Origin of the sequence: Dyella amyloliquefaciens (assembly GCF_004296575.1) — a bacterium.
GTDB lineage: Bacteria > Pseudomonadota > Gammaproteobacteria > Xanthomonadales > Rhodanobacteraceae > Dyella > Dyella amyloliquefaciens.
Window position 1 is genome coordinate 104,775 of sequence record NZ_SAYT01000002.1, and the last position, 24,124, is coordinate 128,898.

15 protein-coding genes are annotated in these 24,124 nt (G+C 62.9%); 3 read left to right on the forward strand and 12 right to left on the reverse strand.

Going from position 1 to position 24,124, the window contains the following annotated elements; genetic code table 11:
• Positions 1 to 42 precede the first annotated feature (42 nt).
• The 6 genes from EPB08_RS05135 to EPB08_RS05160 all read right to left on the reverse strand — a co-directional run bounded on the left by EPB08_RS05135 (position 43) and on the right by EPB08_RS05160 (position 10,465).
• Positions 43 to 1,428 (reverse strand): FAD-containing oxidoreductase, encoded by a 1,386-nt coding sequence (locus EPB08_RS05135; RefSeq protein WP_130618014.1) that lies wholly within the window; start codon positions 1,426 to 1,428, stop codon positions 43 to 45.
• 88 nt (positions 1,429 to 1,516) lie between these two features.
• Complete coding sequence (locus EPB08_RS05140; RefSeq protein ID WP_130618015.1) at positions 1,517 to 2,812, reverse strand: amino acid permease; 1,296 nt, start codon at positions 2,810 to 2,812, stop codon at positions 1,517 to 1,519.
• Positions 2,813 to 2,824: 12 nt separating this feature from the next.
• Positions 2,825 to 5,131 carry an Orn/Lys/Arg family decarboxylase gene (locus EPB08_RS05145; protein WP_130618016.1) on the reverse strand — a complete coding sequence of 769 codons (2,307 nt, stop codon included), beginning with the start codon at positions 5,129 to 5,131 and terminating at the stop codon, positions 2,825 to 2,827.
• A gap of 69 nt (positions 5,132 to 5,200) precedes the next feature.
• Positions 5,201 to 6,559 (reverse strand): arginine/agmatine antiporter, encoded by a 1,359-nt coding sequence (adiC, locus tag EPB08_RS05150; RefSeq protein WP_130618017.1) that lies wholly within the window; start codon positions 6,557 to 6,559, stop codon positions 5,201 to 5,203.
• Between the two features lie 27 nt (positions 6,560 to 6,586).
• Entirely contained in the window at positions 6,587 to 8,923 is a 2,337-nt protein-coding gene (locus EPB08_RS05155; RefSeq protein ID WP_130618018.1) for an Orn/Lys/Arg family decarboxylase, read from the reverse strand.
• A gap of 60 nt (positions 8,924 to 8,983) precedes the next feature.
• Complete coding sequence (locus EPB08_RS05160; RefSeq protein WP_130618019.1) at positions 8,984 to 10,465, reverse strand: DcaP family trimeric outer membrane transporter; 1,482 nt, start codon at positions 10,463 to 10,465, stop codon at positions 8,984 to 8,986.
• Positions 10,466 to 10,988: 523 nt separating this feature from the next.
• Between EPB08_RS05160 and EPB08_RS05165 the strand changes: the two genes are divergently transcribed.
• The 3 genes from EPB08_RS05165 (at position 10,989) to ydiK (ending at position 14,873) form a co-directional block, all read left to right on the forward strand.
• Entirely contained in the window at positions 10,989 to 11,831 is an 843-nt protein-coding gene (locus tag EPB08_RS05165) for a hypothetical protein (protein WP_130618020.1), read from the forward strand.
• A gap of 178 nt (positions 11,832 to 12,009) precedes the next feature.
• Complete coding sequence (locus tag EPB08_RS05170) at positions 12,010 to 13,677, forward strand: SulP family inorganic anion transporter (protein WP_205746286.1); 1,668 nt, start codon at positions 12,010 to 12,012, stop codon at positions 13,675 to 13,677.
• An 80-nt stretch (positions 13,678 to 13,757) separates the two neighbouring features.
• Entirely contained in the window at positions 13,758 to 14,873 is a 1,116-nt protein-coding gene (ydiK, locus tag EPB08_RS05175; RefSeq protein WP_130618021.1) for an AI-2E family transporter YdiK, read from the forward strand.
• A gap of 11 nt (positions 14,874 to 14,884) precedes the next feature.
• Here the strand turns inward: ydiK and EPB08_RS05180 are convergent, their stop codons facing one another.
• From EPB08_RS05180 to EPB08_RS05205, 6 genes are all read right to left on the reverse strand, one after another.
• Positions 14,885 to 16,297, reverse strand: a complete 1,413-nt coding sequence (locus tag EPB08_RS05180; protein WP_130618022.1) for an efflux transporter outer membrane subunit — start codon at positions 16,295 to 16,297, stop codon at positions 14,885 to 14,887.
• Between the two features lie 2 nt (positions 16,298 to 16,299).
• A complete protein-coding gene (locus EPB08_RS05185; RefSeq protein WP_130618023.1) occupies positions 16,300 to 19,485 on the reverse strand; it encodes an efflux RND transporter permease subunit in 3,186 nt (1,061 codons plus the stop codon).
• Entirely contained in the window at positions 19,482 to 20,654 is a 1,173-nt protein-coding gene (locus tag EPB08_RS05190) for an efflux RND transporter periplasmic adaptor subunit (protein ID WP_130618024.1), read from the reverse strand. The genes EPB08_RS05185 and EPB08_RS05190 overlap by 4 nt, the downstream gene beginning before the upstream one ends.
• Positions 20,655 to 20,831: 177 nt before the next feature.
• Entirely contained in the window at positions 20,832 to 21,770 is a 939-nt protein-coding gene (locus EPB08_RS05195) for an amino acid ABC transporter substrate-binding protein (protein ID WP_130618025.1), read from the reverse strand.
• Positions 21,771 to 21,807: 37 nt separating this feature from the next.
• The gene (gene potE, locus EPB08_RS05200; RefSeq protein WP_130618026.1) at positions 21,808 to 23,136 is read right to left on the reverse strand and encodes a putrescine-ornithine antiporter; all 1,329 of its coding nucleotides are present in this window, start codon (positions 23,134 to 23,136) and stop codon (positions 21,808 to 21,810) included.
• Positions 23,137 to 23,631: 495 nt separating this feature from the next.
• Positions 23,632 to 24,069 (reverse strand): universal stress protein, encoded by a 438-nt coding sequence (locus EPB08_RS05205; RefSeq protein ID WP_130618027.1) that lies wholly within the window; start codon positions 24,067 to 24,069, stop codon positions 23,632 to 23,634.
• Positions 24,070 to 24,124 lie beyond the last annotated feature (55 nt).

A 24,124-nucleotide genomic window follows, 5' to 3' on the forward strand; every position in this document is an offset into this window, starting at 1 on the left:
GCATGGTCGCACACCCGGGCGCACGGATGCCCGAGGGTGGCGTCAGGCAGTCGTCGCGGGTTTCAGGCTCTGCAGCGTCGTCGGCAGCAATTCGGCGACCGTGGGATGGATATGGACCGCATGGGTCACCGTCTGGTACGGCGCGTTGGCATACATGGTGTCGAGCAGGCAGTGGATGGCCTCGTCACCATTGACGCCAAGGATGGCAGCCCCGAGCAACTGGTTGGTGCCTCCGTCCACGATCACCTTCATGAAGCCGAGCGTTTCGCCCTTTTCGATGGCCCTGCCTACACGGGTCATCGGGCGCACTCCCACGCGCACGTCGTGGCCTTTGTGCAGCGCCTCCTGTTCCGTCAACCCGACGCGCGCGAGCGGCGGGTCGATGAACAGGGCATAGGCTGCGATTCGATCGGAGATGCGCCTCGGCTCCTTGTCGAGCAGATTGGCGGCGACGATCTCGTAGTCGTTGAAAGACGTGTGGGTAAAGGCCCCCTTGCCGTTGCAATCGCCCATGGCCCAGATGCCTTCGACATTCGTTCGACACTGGTCGTCCACGACGATGTAGCCGCGCTTGTCGACGGCGATGCCGGCCTTGTCCAGTCCGAGCATGTCCGTGTTCGGCCGCCGCCCGACGGCCAGCAGCAGGTGCGTGCCCTGCACTTCCATGCGCGGGTCCGCACATCGGGCCACGATGCTGACGTCGCCCGACTGGCCGTGCAGTTCGATGCATTCAGCGCCCAGATGAAGGGTGATGCCTTCGCGCTGGAGGATATCCACGATGGCCTCGGATACTTCCGGGTCTTCGCGCGGCAGCAACCGCTCGCTGCGCTCGACGATGGTGACCTCGGCGCCGAAACGGCGAAACATCTGGCCGAACTCCAGTCCTATGTAGCTGCCGCCCACGATGACCAGATGACGCGGCAGTTCACGCAGATCCATGATGCCCACGTTGGTGAGATACGGAACGGTGTCGATACCGGGAAAGTCCGGCGTTGCCGCGCGACCGCCTGTGTTGAGGAAGATCTCGCCGGCCTCGATCAGGGTGTCGCCGACGCGCAAGGTGTGCGCCGATTCGAATGCCGCGTGACCACGCAACAGGGTGATGTTGGGCATGCCATCCAGCCAGCTTTCCACGCTGCTGCGCGAACGATCGGAAATGCCGCGGGTGCGCTTCCACACCAGCTCCATGTCCACCTGGATATCGCCGCCATAGCGGACGCCATAATCCAGCGCCCGACGACCCAGCTGGGCGGCGTACGCACTGGCCACCATCGACTTGGTCGGGATGCAGCCGGTGTTCACGCAGGTGCCGCCCACCAGCTTGCGCTCGATCACGGCCACCTTGCGGCCCGACTGGCCGAGTCGCTCGGCCAGCGAAGGCCCTGCCTGCCCTGTTCCCACCACCACGGCATCGAATCGTTGGCTCATGATGCCTGCCCCGGCAGCCGAAGAAGCCACGAGCGTGTCACCCTGGCGGGTAAGAAACCGTCAATGCGCGGATGGTGCAGTCCGATAGCTATCGCTTTTTGATGAAGGCGAACAGTGGTGTCGAGATCAGCAGCACCAGCAGCGCCTTCTGGTCGAGCTCGGCGGACTGGCCAAGTACGACGCTGAGGCAGTAGGCGCAGGCCACGACACCGGTGACCACGAAAAACTGTGTCTTTGCCGTGGACAGGTCCAGCGTCTGATTGAGTCGCCACATCGCAAGGACGGAGTAGATGTAAGGAACCGACATCAGGATCACGGTTGCGTCGGTGATATGGGCAAACTGCGTGGCCACGTCCGGGGAGGTCGAGGCAAGCAGCATCACCATCATCATGAGGCCCGTAATCACCAGGCCCTGCACGGGCATGCCATGCCGATTGGTGCGTGCGAAGCGCATGGGGAACATGCCATCGTCGGCTGCCGCCTGGGCCGACTGGGCCACAATGAGGATCCAGCCGACCAGCGAGCCGGAAGCCTTGAGGATCGCCGCCAGCGAAATGCCGATGGCGGCCCACGGACCAAGCATCATGCGCGCCGCATCGGCGAATGGCGCCCCCGAGATGCGCAGCTCCTTGCCCGGAATGATGCCCATCAGCACGGTGCAGCAGGAGATGTAGATCACCGTGGAGACCAGCAATCCAATGATGGTCGCCAGAGGCACGTTGCGTTTCGGATTCTCGATGACACCCGCCGATACCGCTGCACTTTCGACGCCAAGGAAGGCCCACAGCGCAATGGAGGCGCTGCGGGCCGTGGCGGACACCACTGGCGCATTGTCGGGATTCCAGCTGCCCATGAACACGTCCGGCTTGAACCAAAACCAGCCAAGCAGGCCCACGAACGCGATGGGAATGATGCCGGCAATAGTGCTGATCGTGGTGAAGCCGCCTACCAGTTTTGCGTCACGCGTATTGATCCAGATGAACAGCCAGATGATCGCAGCGGTGCAGACGTTGGCCGTCCAGGGATGCTTCAGTGCGGGAATGAAGATCGCAAGATAACCGGTCACGGACACGGCGATCGCCACATTGCCGATCACGTTGGCAAACCAGTACAGCAGATTGGTCTGGAACGCCGGGAAGCGACCCACATAGTCGCGCGCATAGGCGTACGGCCCGCCTGGCTTGGGGTCGATCATGCCCATGTGGGCAAAGACCAGGCCCAGCGCACTCGCGCCTATCGCAGCCACCACCCAGCCGTAGATGGAGATACTGCCGATACTCGCGAGGCTGGAAGGCAACAGGAACAAGCCTGTACCGACCATGTTGGCGACCACCAGCGAGGAGGCGCCAACCAGGCCCATCTTCTTGCCACCCCCCGTCACCATGGCGACCGCTCCTCAGGACTTCAGGCACTGCACGTAGTACTCCCCGTCTTCCGCCTCGACGCCGTGGGTGTCGTGGCCGAATCCCGGGAAGGTGTCGTCCCAGCTCTGCAGGGCCTTCAGATAGCCGATATACGGACCGTCCGCAGGGCCGGCCGCTTCGCCCGGCATCAGCATCGGAATGCCCGGTGGGTACGGCACCACACTGGTCGCCAACGTGCGATTCGCCAGGTCGGCAAGCGCCACGCGTTCGACCTTGCCGCGGATGAGTTCCTGATACGCATCCGCCGGCGACAGGCGAATTTCGGGCAGGTTCGAGTAGGCGCTTTGCAGGTGGCGCGTCTGTCCGGTTTTCTTGAGTTCGGCGAACATCTGGTCACCCAGGTCGCGGAAGCCGAGGCCGGCGTAACGTGCAGGGTGGCTGGCGACGAGATTGGGCATCACCCGCTCCAGCGGCTTGTTCTCGTCGTAGTCGCGCTTGAAGTCGAGCATGGCCGTGACCAGCGTGCTCCACTTCGCCTTGGTGATGCCGATGGAGAACAGGAACAGCACTGCGAAGTCGCTGGTCTTCTCCACCTCGATGCCGCGCGCGTCCAGGTAGGCCGTCAGCAGCGTGGCTGGGAAGCCCTGTTCGGCAAACGACTCATCGTCCTGGACGCCGGGGGTCAGTACGGACACCTTGATCGGATCGAGCATGCAGTAGCCGTCTTCGAGATCACCGAAGCCGTGCCAGGTTTCGCCCGGATGCAGCACCCAGGCGTTGGAGTCGGTGGCTAGCCACTCGGGTGACGCATCCGCAAACGCAATCCGCTTGCCGCCCTCGTCGGTCACTTCGTCCGGATTCCAGGTGCGGAAGAACCACGATCCCTTGCTGGCGAAATCGCGATGCAGCCGCCCTACTACCTGACGGAAATTGATGGCCTCGTCGATGCTCTCGCGGGTGAGCGACACGCCGCCCACGCCGTCCATCATCGAGGCGGCGACTTCATTGGAGGCGATGATCGGATAGAACGGCGAGGTGGAGCCGTGCATCATGAACGACTCGTTGAAGCGCGCATGCGGGATCGCGCTCCGTCCATCGCGCACGTGGATGTACGACGCCTGCGAGAACGCGGCCAGCAGCTTGTGCGTGGAGTGCGTGGTGAACACCGTCGGTCCGTTGGGATCGTGCTCGGTGGACGGGCCGTGCATGGCCAGCCTCCCGGAGTACAGCGGATTGAAGCGTGCGTAGCCGTACCAGGCTTCGTCGAAATGCACGCGATCCACCCACCCGCCGACCTCTTCCAGCACACGCTTGGTGTTGTAGCAAAGACCGTCATAGGTGGAATTGGTGACGACGACGAACACGGGCTGCTGGTCGGCGAGGCCCTTCGACAGGCTGTGGTTGGCCACCGCCTTGCGCACGCTGGACTCCACGAACTTGTCCGGATAGATCGGCCCGATCAGTCCATAGCGATTGCGTGATGGCACCAGGTAATGCGGCACGCCACCCGTCATGGTGAGCCCGTGCTCGATGGACTTGTGGCAATTGCGGTCGCACATCACCACCTGGTCACGCCCCACGCAGGCCATGAAGATGATGCGATTCGACGTCGACGAGCCATTGGTGACCGTATAGCTGCGATGGGATCCGAAGATGCGGGAGATGTACTTCTCGCTCTCGCCGATCGGTCCCGTGTGGTCCAGCAGCGAGCCGATCTCGCCGACGCTGATCGAAAGATCGGTGCGGAACACATGCTCGCCGTAGAAGTCGTAGAAGGCCCGTCCGGTCGGATGCTTGAGGAAGGCCGTGCCGCCGGTGTGCCCCGGCGTATGCCAGGAGTACTCATGGACCTGGTTGAAGTTGGCCAGGGCGGTGGTGAGCGGTCCGAGCAAGGCGGCCAGATAGATCTTCATCGCGGCCTGCACGCGGCCAGCCACGAAGGTGGCCGAATCCTGGGAAATCCACACCAGTTCGTTGATCGCCTGCACGATCTCCACGTTGAGCGTGCGGGCCTTGCCCGGCTCCGTCATCAGGAAGATCGGCACGTTCTCGTTGCGCGAACGGACCGTGTTGATGAGGTCGATGGCGGCGCTGTTCTCACCGGTGTGACCGTCCGAGGCGGGCAGCGACCAGTCGATGAGCATCGCATGCAGCGCCGTGTCGGCCATGATCAGGGAGCGGCCGTCATCCACATTGGCCGCCGTGACCGTCTCGATGTTCCTGTCGCCGAATTCGTTGGCAAGCGTGCGGCAGGCGCGCCCGCCGGCGCTCTCGGTGCCGATATGGGAGTGAACCATCAGTACGCGGAATTTCTGGCGCAGGTTTCGACGTTCGAGCATGACGGTTCTCCTGGTTGACAGCGGGTGAGTGGCGCCGTTCTGGGGTGGCCACGTATCAATACATTCGAGTCATGGCAGGACGCCCTGCCCTTGCGCCTTGGAGCCGTCGAGGCTTGCAGGCTGCTTCGAGGGCCGCGCGGCGCGCCTGCCGAGATTGCGTGCATACAGCAGCGTGGTGAGCAGGGTCAGGATGAAGGCCCACACCACCTGTTTGGAGTCCGAGCCGAGAATGGCCCAGGCCGAATAGATCACCGTGATCACGCCGAAGGTGATGTAGACCGCGCCATGCGGACCCCATTTGCCCCGGGCAAGCACGAACAGCGCGCCGGCGGTATAGAGGTAGGCGACCAGGGTGAAGATGACCGACACCGAGGAAATCACGCCGAACTGCTTGCTCGCGCTGGGCGAGATGGTCAGCAGCATGATGATGCTCATGGCTACCGCCACGATGATCAGACCCTTGGCCGGCGTACCGGCCGCGTTGGTCTCGGCGAACAGGGGAGGAAACAGGCCGTCGTCCGCCGCCGCCTTGGCGGTCTGTCCCACCACCAGGGTCCAGCCCCCCAACGAGCCCAGGCAGCCTGCCGCCGCGCAGAACGCCACGAGTCCGGCTCCCCAGCGGCCGAGCACGAGACCGATGGCGTCGGCAAAAGGCGAGTCGGACTTCACCAGCTCGCCGTTCGGGATCATGCCCATGATGGCCGTGCACGAAGCCACGTAGAGCACCGCAGCGATCAACACGCCGCCAACGGTCGCGATGGGGATATTGCGCTTGGGATTCTCCACCACGGCAGCGGCGACGGACGCGGTCTCCACGCCAATGAACGACCACAGCGTGACGTTGAGCGTACCCTGCACGGCCCCGATGGCGCTCTGTCCACTGACGTTCCACGCCGCCATGTAGGTGCCGCCACTGAACTTGAGCCAGCCGAAGATCGCGACGCCGATGATCGGCACCATCGCCAGCACGATGGCGACGGATTGCACCCGCGTGGTCAGCATCGGGCCGAGGATGTTGATGAAGGTGAACAGCCACATCACCGCGATGCCCGCGAACGCGGCCATCAGTGGGTTCTTGAGCACCGGGAAGAAGAACGCGAGATAGCCCACGCCCACCACGACCATGGCGACGTTGCCGATCCACGAGCCAAGCCAGTACAGCACGTTCACTTCGTAGCCCGAGAAGTCGCCGAAGCTCTTGCGGGCGAACGCGTAAGAGCCCCCGGCGCTGTTGTCCACGACGCCGGTGAGCTTGGAGTACGTCATCGCCAGCGATACGGCGCCCAGGATGGTGACCAGCCAGCCGAAGATGGCGATGCCTCCCGTGGCCGCGAGGTTGGCGGGAAGCATGAAGATGCCCGAGCCCATGATGTTTCCAGCCACCATGAGCGTCGCCGCCACTACCCCGATCTTCCCTGGCTCAGCCATGTCTGTCCCTCAGGGTTCGCTGCCAGATCAGTGCTTCTTCTTGGCCGACTTCCCTTGCTTGGCAGGTGCGTCCTTCTCCTTGATGACCCGCACCCACATGTCGCCATTCGAGTCAGCGTGTACGTTCTGCACCTCGCGACCGAATCCCGGGAACTTCCTGCCATAGGCTTCGACCGCCTTGAGGAAGTTGACGATGGTGCCGCCCTTGGGATCGACCCGTTCGCCCGGCATAAGCACGGGAATGCCGGGCGGGTATGGGACGATCATCAGCGCGGCTATGCGGCCGGCCATATCACCGATGCGCACTTCTTCGGTGTTGCCATGGATGAGGTGCTGATAGGCCTCCGCCGGCGTCAGCACCTGCTCGGACAGGATCTCGCCGGCCTCGTTTGCCATCGCCTGCAACTTGAGCTCGCTCATCACGTCGTGCATCTCGTTGCAGAGATCAGGCAGGGTCATGCCGCGATAGCGCTCGGGATAGGACTGCACCAGATCGGGAAGCGCTTCTTCCAGTGCGGCCTTCCTGTCGAACAGCCGCTTGAACGACATCAGGGTTTCGAGCAGCGTGCCCCACTTGCCCTGTGTCGTTCCCACCGAGAACAGCACGAGGATGGTGTAGTCACCCGTGCGTGCGATGGCCTGACGCCGCGCGTCCAGGAATTTGGCGAGGATGGCGCCGGGAATGCCATGCTTGGCGAGCTTGCCCTTGGCGTCCGTGCCCGGACAAAGGATCGTCACCTTGGTCGGGTCCAGCATGCAGAAGTCGTCGCGCACCACGTCATCCGGCAGGCCGTGCCACGACTCGCCGGTGCGCAGCGTCCAGCAATCCGGCGACTCCACCAGCACTTCCAGCGGCGCCTCCTGGAACGCGACCTGCTTGCCCTTGATGGTGACCTTGGTCGGCTGGAACAGCGTGAAGAACCACTCGCCTTCGTCCTTGAAGCGCTGCCCTGCCAGCGCGACGGCGCGACGGAAGGCTACGGCCATGCTGACCGTCTCGCGCAACAGTGCCGGACCGGACGGCTCGTCCATCATGGCCGTGGCGATATCCAGCGAGGCGATCAGCGGGTAATACGGCGAGGTCGTGCCGTGCATCATGAAGGCTTCCTTGATCGGCGACCACGCGATCTCGCCACGCTTGCTGTTGCTCACGTGGATATAGGAAGCCATCGAAAAGGCCGGAAGCATCTTGTGCGTGGACTGCACCGCGACCACGGTGGGCCGGTCTTTCATGTCGCGCGGCACGCCCATCGCGAAGCGGTGCTCATAGATGGGATGGAACTTGCCGTAGGCGTACCACGCCTCGTCAAAATGAACTCGGTCGACGCTGGCCGACAACAGCTCAGTGACCTTGTCGACGTTGTAGAGCAGGCCATCGTAGGTCGGGTTGGTGACGACCGCGTACACCGGCTCCGTGGATTTCGCGCCCGCCGTCAGCGGCGAGTCAGCCACCAGGCCCTGGATGTGCGTCTTGGAAAAGCGCTTGGGCGGAATGAGACCGATCATGCCGTAGCCATTGCGACTGGGCTGGAAGTACACCGGGCGGGCTCCGCACAGCGTCATCGCGTGATTGAGCGACTTGTGGCAATTGCGATCGGCCACGACCATCTCGTCACGGCCGATCGCCGCCTGGGCCACGATGCGGTTCGAGGCCGAGGAGCCGGCCAACACATAAAACGTCCAGTCCGCGCCAAACACGCGCGCCGCCATGCGCTGCGAATCGGCCGGCGGCCCTTCGACGTCCAGCCATGAGCCCAGCTCGGCGTTCGAGATGCCGATGTCCGCACGCATGATGTTTTCGCCGAAGAACTCGTGGAACTCGGCACCGGCAGGATGCTTGAGATAGGCGGCACCGCCCATGTGCCCCGGCGCGTCCCACTGGTAGGCACCCTCTTCCGTAAGCTTCTTCAGCGCCTTGAAGTACGGCGGCAGCAGGCCGCTGTGGTAATCGTCGATCGCGAACTTCAGGCGTCTCGCAAAGAACTCGGGGGTCTCGCTACCGACATTCACGTACTCGCGAACTTCTCGAATCAGGCTCAGCGGAACATCGGGCGTCTCGATGCTGCGGGTGATGAGAAAGATCGGCACGCGCAACGATTTCTCGCGCACGGCACGGACGATGGTCATCACGGGACTCTCCGCCATGGCCGAGGTTTCGCCCAGGTTCCAGTCGATCGCCACCGCGGAGTAGGACGGCTTGCCGCGCGCGATGGCGAGGCCATCTTCGCAGCTCAGGGCCTGGATCACCTCGATGCCGTGATCCCGCACGGCCTGGCCGAGCCGGGTCAGCGCAAGGCGAAGTACTGAGCCCTCATCCGGCAAGTCGCTGGTGACATACAGGATCCACGGGCGGTTCATCGACATGGGAGAGTCCTCTGGTGATAAACGCCGACCCGTCCGGCCGGCACGGTCGGCGCTCAGGCGTCAGGGATTGAGGTCATATCGCAGGGTGGTCTGGATGCGCTGGCCCTGGCCGCGTGCATCGGTGAGGTCGATGTTCTGGCCCCACAGGTATTCCACACCGAACATCGCGCGCTCGCTGAACTGCCAGGCGAGATTGACCGACGCGAACTTGGTGCTCTTGGGCATCGTCGAGTCGATCAGCAGGTTCGACTGCGGGCTGATGCGCAGGTAGCCGTAGGACGCGCTGGAAGTCAGGTTATCCAGCCATGCGTGCGTGTAGCCGGCGCCATAGCCGCGCGCACGGATGGCGCGCAGGTCGCCCTCGGGATTGAACGCGGCATCCAGGCCCAGCCCGGAGATGTCCTGCAGGAAGTTCGCATAGCCCTTGCCGTAGCTGAACCACCCTTGGACGCTGTCGTGCTCGAACACCTTGGTGGTGCCGGTGAGCTGGGTGGCGTAACCCGACGTGCTGCGCGTCTGGGCGTTCGCGTTCTCTACCCGCAGGTCGCGGAACAGGTTCGCCCACTGGATATGCCAGTCCGGCGCCTGCCAGCGAAGACCCAGGGTGATGTCCGGGCGACGCGAATAGGTCTGGTATTCCGCAATGATGGGTAGATAGGTCGGCACGGTGATGTCGGCGTTCGGCTTCTCCAGCGACATCGGCAGCGTCAGCGCGCTCTCGCCGCTGCGGTAGAGCACCGGAGAGAAGCGGATCTGCGGGCCGTACTTGAAGGTGAAGGAGTTCGGGCCCTCGTAATCCAGCGTGTTGGGGAACACGTCGATATCGGTGAACGCCGAGATGTTGTAGCCGGCAAGCAAGGTGTAGCGATCGTTGTCCAGCTCGCCGTAGAACGCCTGCAGGTTGTATGGCATGTCGCCGGTGCCGCTGCCGAAGAAATTGTTCTTGTAGACGATCTTCAGCGTGCCGTAGTCCGTATCGCGACGATAATCCATGCGGAAGATGCTCTGCCTGGCGCTCATTTCGGAACGACGCCCGCTGTCATAGAACGGCTGGCCGCGCACCGGTATGGACGAAGGAACGAACAGGTCGGGCGCACCCATGTAGGTGCTGTCGGCCATCGCGTCGAGCTGGGCGACCAGGTCGATCTTGAGCAGGTTGCCGGTGTCGCCCAGTCGCACATAGCCCTCGGGCAGCGGCTCGCTGGCGCCAGCCATGGCCGAAGGTGGCCGGTACGGTGGCGGTGTCGATGGCGCCGGTGCCGAGGCCGAACTGACCAGTGGCGCTGCCGGCGAAGCGGCTGGCTTTGCGGCTGCCTGCGCGCTTTCCTTCGCCTCCAGCTCTTCCAGGCGGGACTGCATTTTCTGCATCACCTGCTGCTGCGCCTGCATCTGCGCCTTTACCTGCTCGAGTTGCGCCTTGAGCTCGGCGGTCTCGGAAGACTGCGCCTGCACACCCGTACTGGCTACGGCAAGACCGCACAGCAATAACGGCGCGAATGCGCGCGCCGCTCCCGGCATGGGCCCGGATTTCTTTCCGTACATGGCGATACCCCGCGGATCAGGTTGACAGGAGCTTGCGCGCTATCGACTTCAATGAATCCCCGGGTTCCCCTTCCCGAACTTGCGACTCTGGCGGGTGCTTCTTCAACGATGTTTACCGAGAGATCGCACAAGGTTTCCGGCTTGTGCGTAGATACATCACCGAATGTGTAGGAGTGCTCAAAATCAGCGGCTTTTGCGGCTACATGGCAAACAAATCAACTGTATTTGCATAACACCGTCAAACTACCTAGGTAGAACTACGGACATCCATTTGATGATTTCGACGCAGCTTCCTGCGGGCTGCAATTTCCAATCGTTTTTCACGGCAAACCGATGGAAAAAGTAATGCCCGAAGCAGAGAATATTTGTCGCAAGGGTGATGAGTTGCGAGTCGCGACGGATACGTCAAGAAGCGACGGATGCGGCTTTCAGCACGCAGCACACTCCACGGCAAAGGACTGGCGCACGAATCACTGTCTTGGCAGCGAAAGCACAGGGGGTGGGTATGAACGTCGGAGGCACTATGTCTTCATCACGCATCGTTCTGCCGGTTTTCGTCATCTGCACCGTGCTTGTTTCAGGCACCGCGCTGGCGGATGACCACCCCATGCTGGATTACTTCTCGGTCAGCGGCGGCTTGTTCGCCAACAGCTTTTCGGGAGGACTTCGCGCGGATGGCAATGTCCGCGATTCGGGAACGACGCTGAATTTCTCGCGCGATCTCGGCGAAGGCGGTACGCGCTACCTGCCCTACCTCAACGTCACGTGGCGCCCCTGGGACCGGCATGAATTCGAGTTCGACTACTACCACGACTCGACCGACCACTCGCGCACGCTCAACCGGTCACTGGATTTCAACAACCAGACCCTGGTGCTCGGCACCGCGCTGAACTCCAAGTTCTCCCTCGATGCCTACGGTCTCACCTATCGCTACTGGGCCTGGATCGGCGACAACTCGGCCTTCGGCATATCCGGCGGACTGCAGGCGTACAGCTTCAGCCTCAAGTTGAAGGGAACAGTGTCGGCAAGCGGTGCCAGTGGCGCCACTTCGGCCACCCGCGAGGCCGAAGGCAAGGCCTCCACCGATCTGCCTGACCCCTCGATAGGCCTTTCGTATCGCTATCAGATGGCGCCATGGGCTCGCTTCGTCACCGATGCAGGAGCGTTCAAGGCCAACATCGACCAGATCGACGCCACGCTCTACAACTTCCGCGTCGGCGTCGAGTTCTACCCCCTGGAAAACTGGGCCATCATCACGCAGTACCAGTACAACAAGATCGATGCCGACGTGGAACAGAATCGTTTCAGGGGCAATGCGACGTTCCGCTTCAGCGGTGGCCAGGTGCTGGTGAAGTATCGGTTCTAGATGGATCGGTGGCGACGCGCCAACGTGCGCGCCACCCGATGACCGAGTCCGTGCGCGAAGGCTAAGCAGCATGGCGTGGCGAGATGCTTCCCGGGGAGTAGGCGCGCATGCGACATCGGATTAAACAGCGGGATCCATGCGTGCGACACGCAGCGCGCCATCCCTGGCAGGCCGGTTGATGGAACGCTCTTCCCCGTTCATGCCCTGGCTCCGCGGCTACCAGCGCGCCTGGCTCAAGGGCGATGTCATTGCGGGCATCACCGCGGCGGCCATCGTGCTACCCAAGGCGCTTGCCTACGCCACGGTAGCCGGTCTGCCGATCCAGGTCGGCCTGTATACGTGTTTCGTGCCGATGCTGGTCTATGCGCTAGTTGGTACCTCGCGCCCCCTGAGCGTGAGCACCAGTACCACCCTGGCGATTCTCACCGGGACCGCGCTTGCGCAGGCGGTGCCCACCGGTGACGCGGTCGAGCTGGCAAAAGCCACGGCGATGCTGTGCCTGCTCACGGGAGCCATGCTGATCGTGGCCGGCGTGCTCCGGCTGGGCTTCGTCGCCAACTTCATTTCCGCTCCCGTACTGACCGGATTCAAGGCGGGCGTAGCGGTGGTCATCATCGTCGACCAGATTCCCAAGCTGCTCGGCCTGCACATCAGCAAGAGCGGTTTCGTGCACGATGTGGGCGCCATCGTGATGGCACTGCCGGAAGCGTCGGTGGCGACGGCGGCCGTGGGGCTGATCAGCATCGCCCTGCTCGTTGGCATGGAACGCTTCGTTCCGAAGGTGCCCGCGCCGCTGGTTGCGGTGACGCTGGGCATCATCGCGGTTCCCTTGCTGCAACTGGCCGTGCACGGCGTCAGTGTCGTCGGGCATGTGCCGACGGGGTTGCCGTCGATCGTGCTGCCCGGATTCTCCATGGCGGTGTCGCTGTGGCCGGCAGCGGCCGGCATCGCCTTGATGAGCTTCACCGAATCGATCGCTGCGGGCCGTGCTTTCGTGAAGCCGGGCGAAGCGTATCCGCAACCGAATCGCGAACTGTGGGCGACGGGTCTGGCCAACGTGGTCAGTGCGCCATTCGGCTGCATGCCGTCCGGCGGAGGCACCAGCCAGACCGCGGTGAACCGGATGGCCGGCGCGCAGTCCCAGCTGGCGGGCCTGGTAACCTCGCTGGTGGCGCTTGCCGCCATGCTGTTGCTGGCTCCGTTCATCGGGAAGATGCCCAACACCACACTGGCGGCCATCGTCGTGGTTTATTCGATCGGCCTGTTCAAGCCGGCCGATTTCAAGGCCATCCACGCCATCCGGGGCACGGAGTTCTGGTGGGCCGTGGCCGCCCTGCTCGGTGTCGTGCTGCTGGGCACGCTCAAGGGCATCCTCGTCGCCATCGTCATCTCGTTGATGTCCCTGTCCTACCAGTCGCTCAACCCGGCACTGCACGTATTGCGCCGCAAGCCCGGCACACTGGTGTTCCGGCCGGTGTCGGACCGGCACCCGGAAGACGAGGCGACGCCTGGGTTGCTCATCCTTCGTCCGGAGGGACGGCTGTTCTTCGGCAATGCGGAGCACTTCGGACAGCGGATCCAGCCCATGCTGGTCCAGACCAGGCCCAGGGTCGTCATCCTGGACATGAATGCCATTTTCGACATCGAGTACACCGCGCTCATGGCAATGATCGAGGCCGAGGAGAAGCAGCGGCTGGCGGGAACCGAGCTGTGGCTGGCCGGCATCAGTCCCGGGGTGCTCGCCACGGTGCGCAAATCGAGTCTTTACGATGCGCTGGGTGAGCAGCGGATGTTCTACACGGTAGCGGATGCTTTCACGGCGTGGATGGAGCGCAAGCACCCCTAGCGCCTCGCCCGTCTACCCGGTGACGTGCCACGCAGGCCGCGTGGCCATCACGAGGCCCGTTCGGAATGCGGAGGCTAGTCATGGCCCAAGCTCCACGCCAGCAACTGGACTTGCTGCGACACCTGCTGGTGATCGTCATCATCGGGCTGTTCGTGCTGGGCAGCCTGTACGTGCTGCGTCCGTTCATGGCGGCAGTGATCTGGGCCACGATGATCACGGTCGCCACCTGGCCACTGTTCCTCCGCATGCAGCGCAAGCTTGGTGGTCGACGCGGACTCGCCGTGCTGGCGATGATCGTCGTGATGCTGCTGGTCATCGTGGTGCCCCTCGCGGCCGCGGTCGTCACCATCGTGGACCACACCGACGCGATCCATGACTGGGTGGCGAAGATGCCGTCTTACGCGTTGCCGCCGCCACCCGACTGGGTGGAGCGCATTCCCCTGGTCGGCAAGAAGATCGCAACCGACTGGCAGGCGTTGACGGATGCCGGTCCCGGCGGCGTGCTTGCACGGATCAAGCCGCACGCAGCGCAGATCTCCGACTGGGCGCTCACCCAGCTCGGCTCGATCGGCGGCCTGATGCTGCACCTGGTCCTGACCACGGTGATCACGGGCATCCTCTATGCCCAGGGCGAAAGCGCCGCAGATGCGGTGCACCGCTTTGCGTGCCGGATCAGCGGCAAGCGGGGCGAGATCGCCATCGAACTTGCCGCCAAGTCGATTCGCGCCGTGGCGCTGGGCATCATCGCGACCGCGGTGATCCAGTCGGTACTGGGCGGCACCGGCCTGGTGATTGCCGGCGTGCCGCTGGCCGGGCTGCTCGCGGCCGTGATGCTGATCCTGTGCATCGCCCAGTTGGGGCCCGGCCTGCCACTGCTGATCGGCGTCGGCTGGCTGTACTGGAAGAACCGCACGATTGCCGCCCTCGTCCTTTTCATCTGGACGATCTTCTGCGGAACCATCGACAACGTGATTCGCCCCATCCTCATCAAGCGTGGCGCGGACCTGCCGTTCCTGCTCATCCTGGCCGGCGTCATCGGCGGCCTGCTGGGATTCGGCCTCGTCGGCCTGTTCGTCGGCCCAACGCTGCTCGCGGTGACTTTTGCGTTGCTGCAGACATGGATCAACGAGCCGCCGCCGGATGCGGAGGTCAACGCTTCCGTTGCGGGCGAGGATCCACCAAAGGCACCACCCTAGTCGTCGTCAGCTCAGTGCTTCTGCGAATCCGCCACTGAATCTTCCGTCGGCCAGCCGTAGCCCAGCGCCTTGTAGACGTTGATCACCTCGATCAGGCGCTGTGCCTGCAGGCCCGACTGGGTGAGCTGCGCGTTGAACAGGCTTCGTTCGGCATCCAGCACTTCGAGGTAACTGGTATAGCCGCCCTCATAGAGATCGCGGGCCAGCGATGCGTACGTGTGCAGGGAGGTGACCTGGTTGTCGGTGAAGGTCAGCTGATCCTTCGTGCGCTGTTCGCCGATAAGGGCGTTGTCGACATCCGCGAAAGCGCTCTGGATCGCCGACTGGTAGGCGAGCAAGGCCTGCTGTTGCCGGGCCTCGGCCTCTTTTACCGAGCCCGAGATCGCTCCGCCGGTGAAGATCGGCTGCGCGATACCGGCAGCGTAGGACCAGGTCCTGGCCGGCCCCTTCCACAGCGAACCCAGTCCGGTGCTGGCCTGGCCAAACAGTCCGGTAAGACTGATGGACGGAAAATACTGCGCCTTGGCCGCACCAATCAGTGCATTGGCGGAAACCAGCGCCTGTTCGGCCTCGCGAATATCGGGCCGCTGGTTGAGCAGATCCGATGGCAGCCCGGCGGGAATCACCGGCAGCGTGATCTGGTCGATCGGCTTGCCGCGCGGAATCGGTCCGGGGTTCTGGCCAAGCAGCAGGGACAGCGCGTCTTCCTGTTGCGCGATCTGCTGTTCGATCGCTGCTTCGGAGGTCTTGGCAACCGCGTACTCCGACTCCGCCTGCGAAACCTGCACCTGAGAAACCACGCCGCCCTGGAAGCGCTCCTGGAACAGGTGCAGCGCATCTTCGCGCGTCGACACCGTCGCCTGCGCAATGGTCAGCCGCTGGTCCAGGTCGCGCAGTGTGATGTAGCCCGAGGCCACGTTGGCCTCCAGTGACACCAGCGTGGCCTGCTTTGCGTATTCCGTGCCCAGCAAGTCCGCCTTGGCCGATTCGCGTTGGCGGCGCAGCTTGCCGAACAGGTCGATCTCCCACGACATCGCCGCATTCACCTGCACCTGCGAGGTTTCGTACGACGGCGTCAGCGGCGTCTGGGCGACGCGTTCGCGGCCCGCACCGGCATTCAGGCCAAGCTGCGGAAACAGTGCCGAGCTGGTCGTGGTGAGCCGGCCCCGATATTCCTCGATGCGGGCAATGGCAATGGCCAGATCCTTGTTCTGTGCGATGGCCTTGTTGACCAGATCATCCAGCACGGGATCGTTGAACTGGGACCACCAGTTCGCATTGAAGCTGGTGGTGGCGTTCTGGTCGTTGAAGCGGTAGCCGGCCGGCACGTCCGCGTCGGGACGGTGATAGTCGGGCCCCATCAGGCAACCGGCCAGGGCGACGCACAGCATTGATGGCAACAGCGAGCGACGCAGGGTAAGCATGGTCAACCCTCCTGCCCCGGTTGTGCCAGTCCGTCCGCGGGCTTTGCGTGCGGGTCAGCGGGCTTGCTCTTGTTCTTCGCCGCCCTTCGGTCAGCCATGGCCTCCAGGCCCCAATAGAACATCGGGATGAAGAACACGGCGATTACCGTGGCGCCCAGCATGCCGAAGATGATGCCGGTTCCCAGCGAGCGTCGACTCGCCGATGACGCGCCGCTGGCGATGGCAAGCGGAATACAGCCAAGGATGAAGGCCAGCGAGGTCATGATGATCGGACGCAGGCGCAGCTTGGCGGCATGCAGCGCGGCTTCGTACGGCGACATGCCTTCCTTCTCGCGCATCTCCACCGCGAATTCGAAGATCAGGATCGCGTTCTTGGCCGCCAGGGCGATCAGCACAGTGAGACCGATCTGGAAGTAGACATCGTTCTCCATGCCGCGCAGGAGGATGCCGATCAACGCGCCGAACAGGGCGAACGGTACGGCCATGATCACGCCCAACGGCAATGACCATTTCTCGTATTGCGCCGCCAGGATCAGGAACACCATGAGGATGGCGAAGCCGAATACCGCCGCCGCCGTCGAGCCGGCGCTCTTTTCCTCGTAGGCCTGTCCGCTCCAGCCATAGCTGTAACCGGATCCAAGCACCTCCTGCGCCGTTTCCTCCATCGCAGCAAGGGCCTGGCCCGAGCTGTAACCCTCGGCGGCGTCGCCCGTGATCTTGGCGGCAGGGAAATTGTTGAAGCGGGTGACGATGTCGGCACCGGGTACGTAGCGCGTGGTGATCATCGATTTGATGGGCACCATGTCACCGGCCTTGTTGCGCACGTACAGGTCCATCAGGTCGTCGGGTTTCATGCGATTGGCGGGCTCAGCCTGCAGGATCACCTGGAACAGGCGACTGCTCTTGGGGAACTGGCTGACATACAGCGAGCCGAACATGGTCTGCATCGCCGTGTACACGTCCTGCACGGCCACGCCCTGCGTTTCGGCGCGCTCCCTGTCAACCTCCACCAGCAATTGCCGCGACCGCGTGTTGATGGTGGTGTTGACGCTACGAAGCTCGGGCCTCTGTTTCGCCTTGGCGATGAACTCCCTGACCTTGCCTTCCAGTTGCTGGTAACTGGCGTTGCCCGTGCTCTGCAGCCAGAACTCGAAGCCACCGGTGGTGCCCAGGCCGGGAATGGACGGCGGATTGATCGGCACCACCACGCCATCGGTATAACCTCGGAAGGCCTTGCTTCCTTCACGTATCAGGTCGGCTGCCGTCTGCCCTTCGCCACGATCGGCGAAGCCCTTCAGCGTGATGAACAACGTGCCGGCGTTGGTCTTGTTCTGGGAGTCGATCAGGCTGTAGCCGACGGGCGCCGCGACCGACTTTACGCCCGGCTGCTTGAGGAACCATTCTTCGGCGCGCTTGGACAGCTCACCGGTACGATCGAGGCTCGCGGAATCAGGCAAGATCACCGCGCCAAACAAATAGCCCTGGTCCTCCACCGGAAGGAACGACGTCGGTATGGCCCTGAACAGTCCGATCGTGATCACGATCATGCCAAGGATCAACAGCAGCGATGCCGTCACCCGCTTGATCGACAGCTGGACGCCCCGACCGTAGCCGTTGGTCATCGCATCAAACTTGGTATTGAACCAGGTGAAAAAACGGTTCTTCTTGTGGGCGCCCGGTTTCAGGATGATCGCGGCGAGCGCGGGAGACAGCGTCAGCGCCACCACACCTGACAGCACCACGGAAATGGCGATCGTCACGGCGAACTGCTTGTATAGCTGGCCGGTAATGCCCGACAGGAACGCCACGGGAATGAACACGGCGAGCAGCACCAGCACGATGGCGATCACCGGGCCACTGACTTCGTCCATGGCCCGCCTGGCTGCCTCCTTGGGATCCAGCCCGAACTCGGTCATGTTTCGTTCGACGTTCTCGATCACCACGATCGCATCGTCCACCACAATGCCGATGGCGAGCACCATGCCGAACAGCGTGAGCATGTTGATGGAGAAGCCGAACGCATTCATGCCTATGAAGGCACCGATGATGGACACCGGCACAGCCAGCAGCGGCACCAGGGTGGCGCGGAAGCTCTGCAGGAAGATGTACACCACGAGGATGACGAGCACGACCGCCTCGAGCAGCGTATGCACCACTTCGTTGATCGACTCATGCACGAATTCGGTAGTGTCCAGCGCCACCTCGTATTCCAGCCCGGGCGGGAAGTTCTTCTTGAGCTCGGCAAGCGTCGCGTTGACCTGCTTCGCTACGTCCAGCGCGTTGGCGCCCGGCTGCTGGTAAACAGCCATCAGGGTGGCCGTTTTGCCGTTGTAGCGACCGCGCAGCGAATAATCCTTGGAACCCAGCTCGGCGCGGCCGATGTCCTTGATGCGCACCAATGCAGCCGCGTCGTTGGTACCGCCGCGAAGAATGATGTTCTCGAACTCCGAGGGCTCGGTCATCCGGCCCCTGGTGGCGATGGGAAAGGTCTGCTGCACGGGCCCGGGCGTGGGCGCCGCACCAATGCGTCCAGCGGAGAACTGCTGGTTCTGATTGGCGACCGCCTGCTGCACATCGCCAGTGGTGATGCCGAGCTTGGCCATGCGGTCAGGCTTCAGCCAGATACGCATCGCATAGTCAGCCGAGCCGAAGATCGAGGCCTGGTTCGCGCCCGGGATGCGCTTGATCGCATCGAGCACGTACACATTGGCGTAGTTGGCCACGTAGGCCGGGTCGAGCGAGTTGTCCGGCGAGTAAATGGCGATCACCATCATGAAGGCCGACGATCGCTTCTGCACCGACACGCCTTGTGCCGTCACCTCGCTGGGCAGGAACGGCAACGCCAGGTTGACGCGGTTCTGCACGTCCACCTGGGCCAGCGAGGGATCGGTGCCGATCTTGAAGTACACGGTGAGCGTCATGTTGCCGGTCGATGAACTCGTGGAGTTCATGTACATCATGTTGTCGGCGCCATTGACCTGTTGCTCGATGGGCGCGGCGACGTTCTGCGCGATGATGTCCGAACTGGCGCCTGGGTAAGTCGCCGACACCGTGATCTGCGGCGGCGCGATTTCCGGAAACTGGGCAATAGGCAGGTTCAGCATCGCCACCCCGCCCGCCACGGTGATGATGATGGAGATGACCGAGGCGAAGATGGGACGGTCAATGAAGAACCGCGACATGCTCATTGCGCGCCTCCATTGCCTGCCACCTTGGCGGGCGCAGGCGTGGGCGCATAGGGATGGGGCGCGACCGGCATGTCGGGCGCCAGCTTGACGATGTTCTCCACGATGACGCGATCACCGGGGTGCAGGCCCGAGTTGATGACCCACTCATTGCCATTCCAGCCGCCGGTTTCCACCGCGCGCTGCTTGGCCTTGTCTTCTTCGCCGACGACCCATACGAAGGCGCCGCGATCGCCCTGCTGCACCGCATCCTGTGGCACGGACAGCGTGCTGGAAAGACTGGCGCCGCGCACCTTGACCCGCACGAACTGACCCGGGCGCAAGACATCATCGGGATTCTCGAATTCCGCGCGCACCAGATACGTTCCCGTTTCCGTATTGAGTGCGGCATCTGAGAACGAGATGCGGCCGTGCTTGGCGTACTGAGTTCCATCCGCCAAAACAATGTCGATTTCCAGGCCGCCATCCTTGGGCATCTTCAACTTGCCCGACTGGGCTTCCGAACGGAACTGCAGGAATTCGTTCTCGGACAGGCTGAAGTTGACCCACATGGGGTCCAGTTTCGCCACGTAGGTAAGCAGGCTGTTGCTGGCATCGATGTACGAGCCGTCCTGCTTCTTGGCGAAGCTGGAAAGCCCATCCACCGGCGAGGTGATCGTCGTGTAGCTGAGGTTGAGCTGGGCGGTCGTGACGTCGGCACTGGCCTGCTCCACCGCCGCCGCGGCGGCCTGCTGCTGGCCCGTGGCGTCGTCCAGGTCCTTCTGGCTCAACGCGTTCTTGGCCGCCAGCGGTTTTACGCGATTGAGGTTGGCCTGAGCCGTATCCAGGCGTGCCTTCTGCTGTCGGTACTCGGCTTGCGCGGCGTCCAGCGCCGCCTTGAAAGGTTTTGCATCCATGCGGAACAACACGTCGCCCGCATGCACCATCGCGCCTTCGCGATACACCCGGTGCTCCAGGAATCCGTTGACGCGCGCGCGGATTTCCACCTCCTGCGAGCTTTGCGTCTGACCCACGAATTCAAAGACGACCGGTACGTCCGCCTTGCTGACCGTGATAACGCCAACGGGTAGCGCCTGCGCGCCACTCGGGGCCGTCTTGTCGCCCTTGCAGGCAACCAGCGCTGTCAGCGCCAAGACACAGAGGAAGCCAACACCCCGAAATCCCGTCTTCACGCTGTCCTCCCCCCATGAGGGGTTGGTATGACTGCCACGCTCCGGGCTGGCGTTTGCTGGTTGCCTGGTTGCGCCACCAGGCAACGAATCCGCCTGACCTCATGCCCCTTGCGCACGTCGAGGCGGGAGTGTTGCTCCCGCCTCGTCCCTTAAGTACGCGCTTCCTTGCCGACTCCGTTATTCAGGCACGGCTGCCTTGCGGAACCAGTCCTGCGTTGCTTTGCCGGGTTTGCCCAGATACTGCTCATAGATCGCATTGACCTTCCCCGTGCGATACAGCTCGCTCAGGGTCTTGTCCACGAGCAGGCGGAAATCCGCATCGTCCCGGCTCATTGCAAGGGCGAGCGGCTCATAATCGAATACGCGATTCAACACGACGAGCTGACCACTGGTGTCCCGCTTGGCGAGATCCAACAGCACATTCCGCTCGGCCACGAAGGCATCGGACTTGCCGTCCTGGAGCTGCTTGAGCCCGGTCGCCAGATCGGGCACCAGCGAGATCACGCTGTTGACGTTGAGCTCCTCGCGGCGATTCTTCACCAACTGCTCCTGCAGCGACCCCGAGATCACCGAGAACGTGCGCTGCTGCAGCGCGGCCAGCATGGGCGAGCCGCGCCATACCGGGTGGCTGGCCGTCTGGCCCGTCTCAAGCAGCTCGCGGAATGCGACCGGCGCATCCTTTCTCACCATCACGCCCGTGCCACTGCCAAGGATGGGAATGGAAAAGCTGACCGTCTTGCGATTGGTCAAGGTAGGCACGGAAGGGCCGCACAGCAGGTCGACGCGGCCCTCCTTGACGGCGTTGAAGCGGTCGTCCGCATCGACCGCGACGAACTGGGTCGACAGGTTGGGAAGATTCAACTCGGTCTGGATGGCGCTGGCCACGGCACGGCACAGTGCAATGGCATAACCGTCGGGTGTGCCCGAGGAGCCCTGGTAGGTGAATGGATGTGCCTCGTTGTAGAAGCCCATGGTCATCTTGCCGCTCGTGCGAATGCGGTCGAGCGTGCTTGGTTGCCCCTGTGCCAACGCGGCCTGCATGGGCACGAGGAGCAGCGCCAGGAACATCCAGCGAAGAAGATGGTTGCGCACTGCGACACCTTTCATGCTTGACATGTGTTCTCTCCTGAGGCCAATGCGTCGACCAGGCGATCTAATTGCGCACCGGCCCGGTCGCCGCGCCCGAAAGGAATCGCGGAGCCAGGTAGCCGTAGATCAGGAAGGTCAGCGCCAGGACGATGGTTCCGCCCAGCACGGCCTCCATGCCGGATGCATAGATGGCATAGGTGCTGTAAAGCATGGCCACCGTCGCCACGAAGGTGTTGAGCTTGAACGTGCTGTCGTTCACCTTGGCCTTGCGCATCATGACCATCAGCGCGGACAAGGAGATGATGTAGGGAATGACGTTGGTCACCACGGCGAGGTTGACCAGCACCGCAAACTGCTTGCTCAGGCTGGGCGATGCGGTCGAGAACGCCAGCAGGGTCTGCACCACGCCCATGACGATCATGCCGATTACGGGTGCCGTCATCTTGTTGATCTTGGCGAAGAAGCGCGGGAACAGGTGATCCTCGGCGGCGGTCTTGGCCGTCTGGGCAATGGTGAACTGCCAGCCGAGCAGTGAGCCAAGGCAAGCAAGAATCGCCAGCGCGCGAATCACCGATCCCACGCCGGGGCTGAACATCTGCGAATAGGCCAGTGCGAACGGGCCGGTGGATTCGGCCAGCTCCTTGTTCGGAACGATGCCCTGGATCACGGTCGTCGACAGCACATAGATCACCGCGGCGCCGAGCGTGCCCAGCATGCAGGCCATCGGCACGTCGCGCTTGGGGTTCTCCACGGCATCGGAGTTCTGTGCCGCCGATTCCATGCCGAGGAACGCCCACAGCGTGAGCGAGATACTGGAGTCGACGCCCTTCATCAGGCTCATGCCCTGCGGATTCCATGCCTCGGCGAAGGTGGAGCTCTTGAACCAGAACCAACCAATGATGGACAGGCCGGCCACCGGGACGATCACGCCCCATACCGTGATCGCCCCGATACGACCCGTGATGCGCGGCCCGCCGAAGTTGGCGACGGTGGTAAGCCAGAGCAGCGCAATCACGCCGATGCAGGTAGACATCGGTGACGAAGACAGCCAGGGAAAGAAAGCCGCGAGATATCCCACGGCCGAAATGGCGATGGCCACGTTGCCGATGGCCAGCGACAGGAAATAGAGGAAGAACGTCAGGAAATAGCCGCCCTTGCCATAGGCATCTTCTGCGTAGGCCGCCATGCCGCCGGCGCGTTGGTTGAGGAGGCCCGCTTGCGCAAAGCCATAAGCAATTGCCATTGAGCCCAACGCGGTGACTATCCAGGATAGCAGCGATATCGCGCCAACCTGCGCCATGTTGGCGGGCAGCATGATGATGCCGGAACCCATCATGTTGACCGCTACCAACACGGTCAACTGCATCATGCTCATCTTCTTCGTGCCGTCCATCAGTGCCTCCAGTACGTGGATCCGGAGCTCAGAAACCGATCGCGCGGGTACGCGGAATCGGCCGGCCAAACGACTGACACCCAATGTTTAGAGTTGCATCCCCCAACCCCAGCGGGTATTGCACCCGCGACGAAGAATGGTCGCGATTCGATCAAGGTGGCGTGAAGCATTTTTCGCCAAAAACACCGGAAGTTTCGCGTGTTTCTGAGATGTAACGCAGGCGAATTATGTTCGCTATTTGGCGCGCGATGTACCGTATTTTTACTTGATAGGCGAAAGATCTTTTGCGTGAAACGTACTTAAGTACTCGCGCCGATCCGGCGAACGCATCGACTCACACCCCTGATGCGGCATTCAATCCCAGTCACTGCCGGAAACCGTCATTTAGACGCCTTTTTGACAGTTCATGGCGATCAACTGGCGACTGGCGCCGCCAGCGCGATGCCGGAATGAAGAGGCTTTCGGGTGCGTGGATTGGTGCGACTTGCCGGTGGCTCAACGGCAGATGAGTACGGGGATGTCGGTACTGACCAGTAGCTTGCTCGCCTGGCTGCCCAGCCGCAGCCGATCCAGCCCGGTCCTGCCATGCGAACCCATGACGATGAGGTCGCACTGCTGCTTGCGCGCAGCGGCCATGATGGCCATGTAAGGCCGCAGGTCGAATTCGTAAGCGCTATGACACTCCACGTGGGCCGCCTCGGCGCGCTGGCGAACTTCATCAAGATAGGAGGTTGCCTTGCGCGTGATCTTCAGGGTGCGCTCGTCTTCGGGCATCACCAGCATGTCGGACAGGTGCTGGACGCCAGGTGGCGGCTTGATGACATGCAGTGCGAAGACGCTGGAGCCATGCTCAATCGCAATATTGATTCCCAGGTCTACGGCACGCAGAGAGAGCTCCGAGCCATCCGTAGGCAGCAAGATATGCTTGAACATGTCGCTCACCGTAGGTCAGCAAGACGTCGGTCCCCAAGAGCGGACCTGCCGGGTA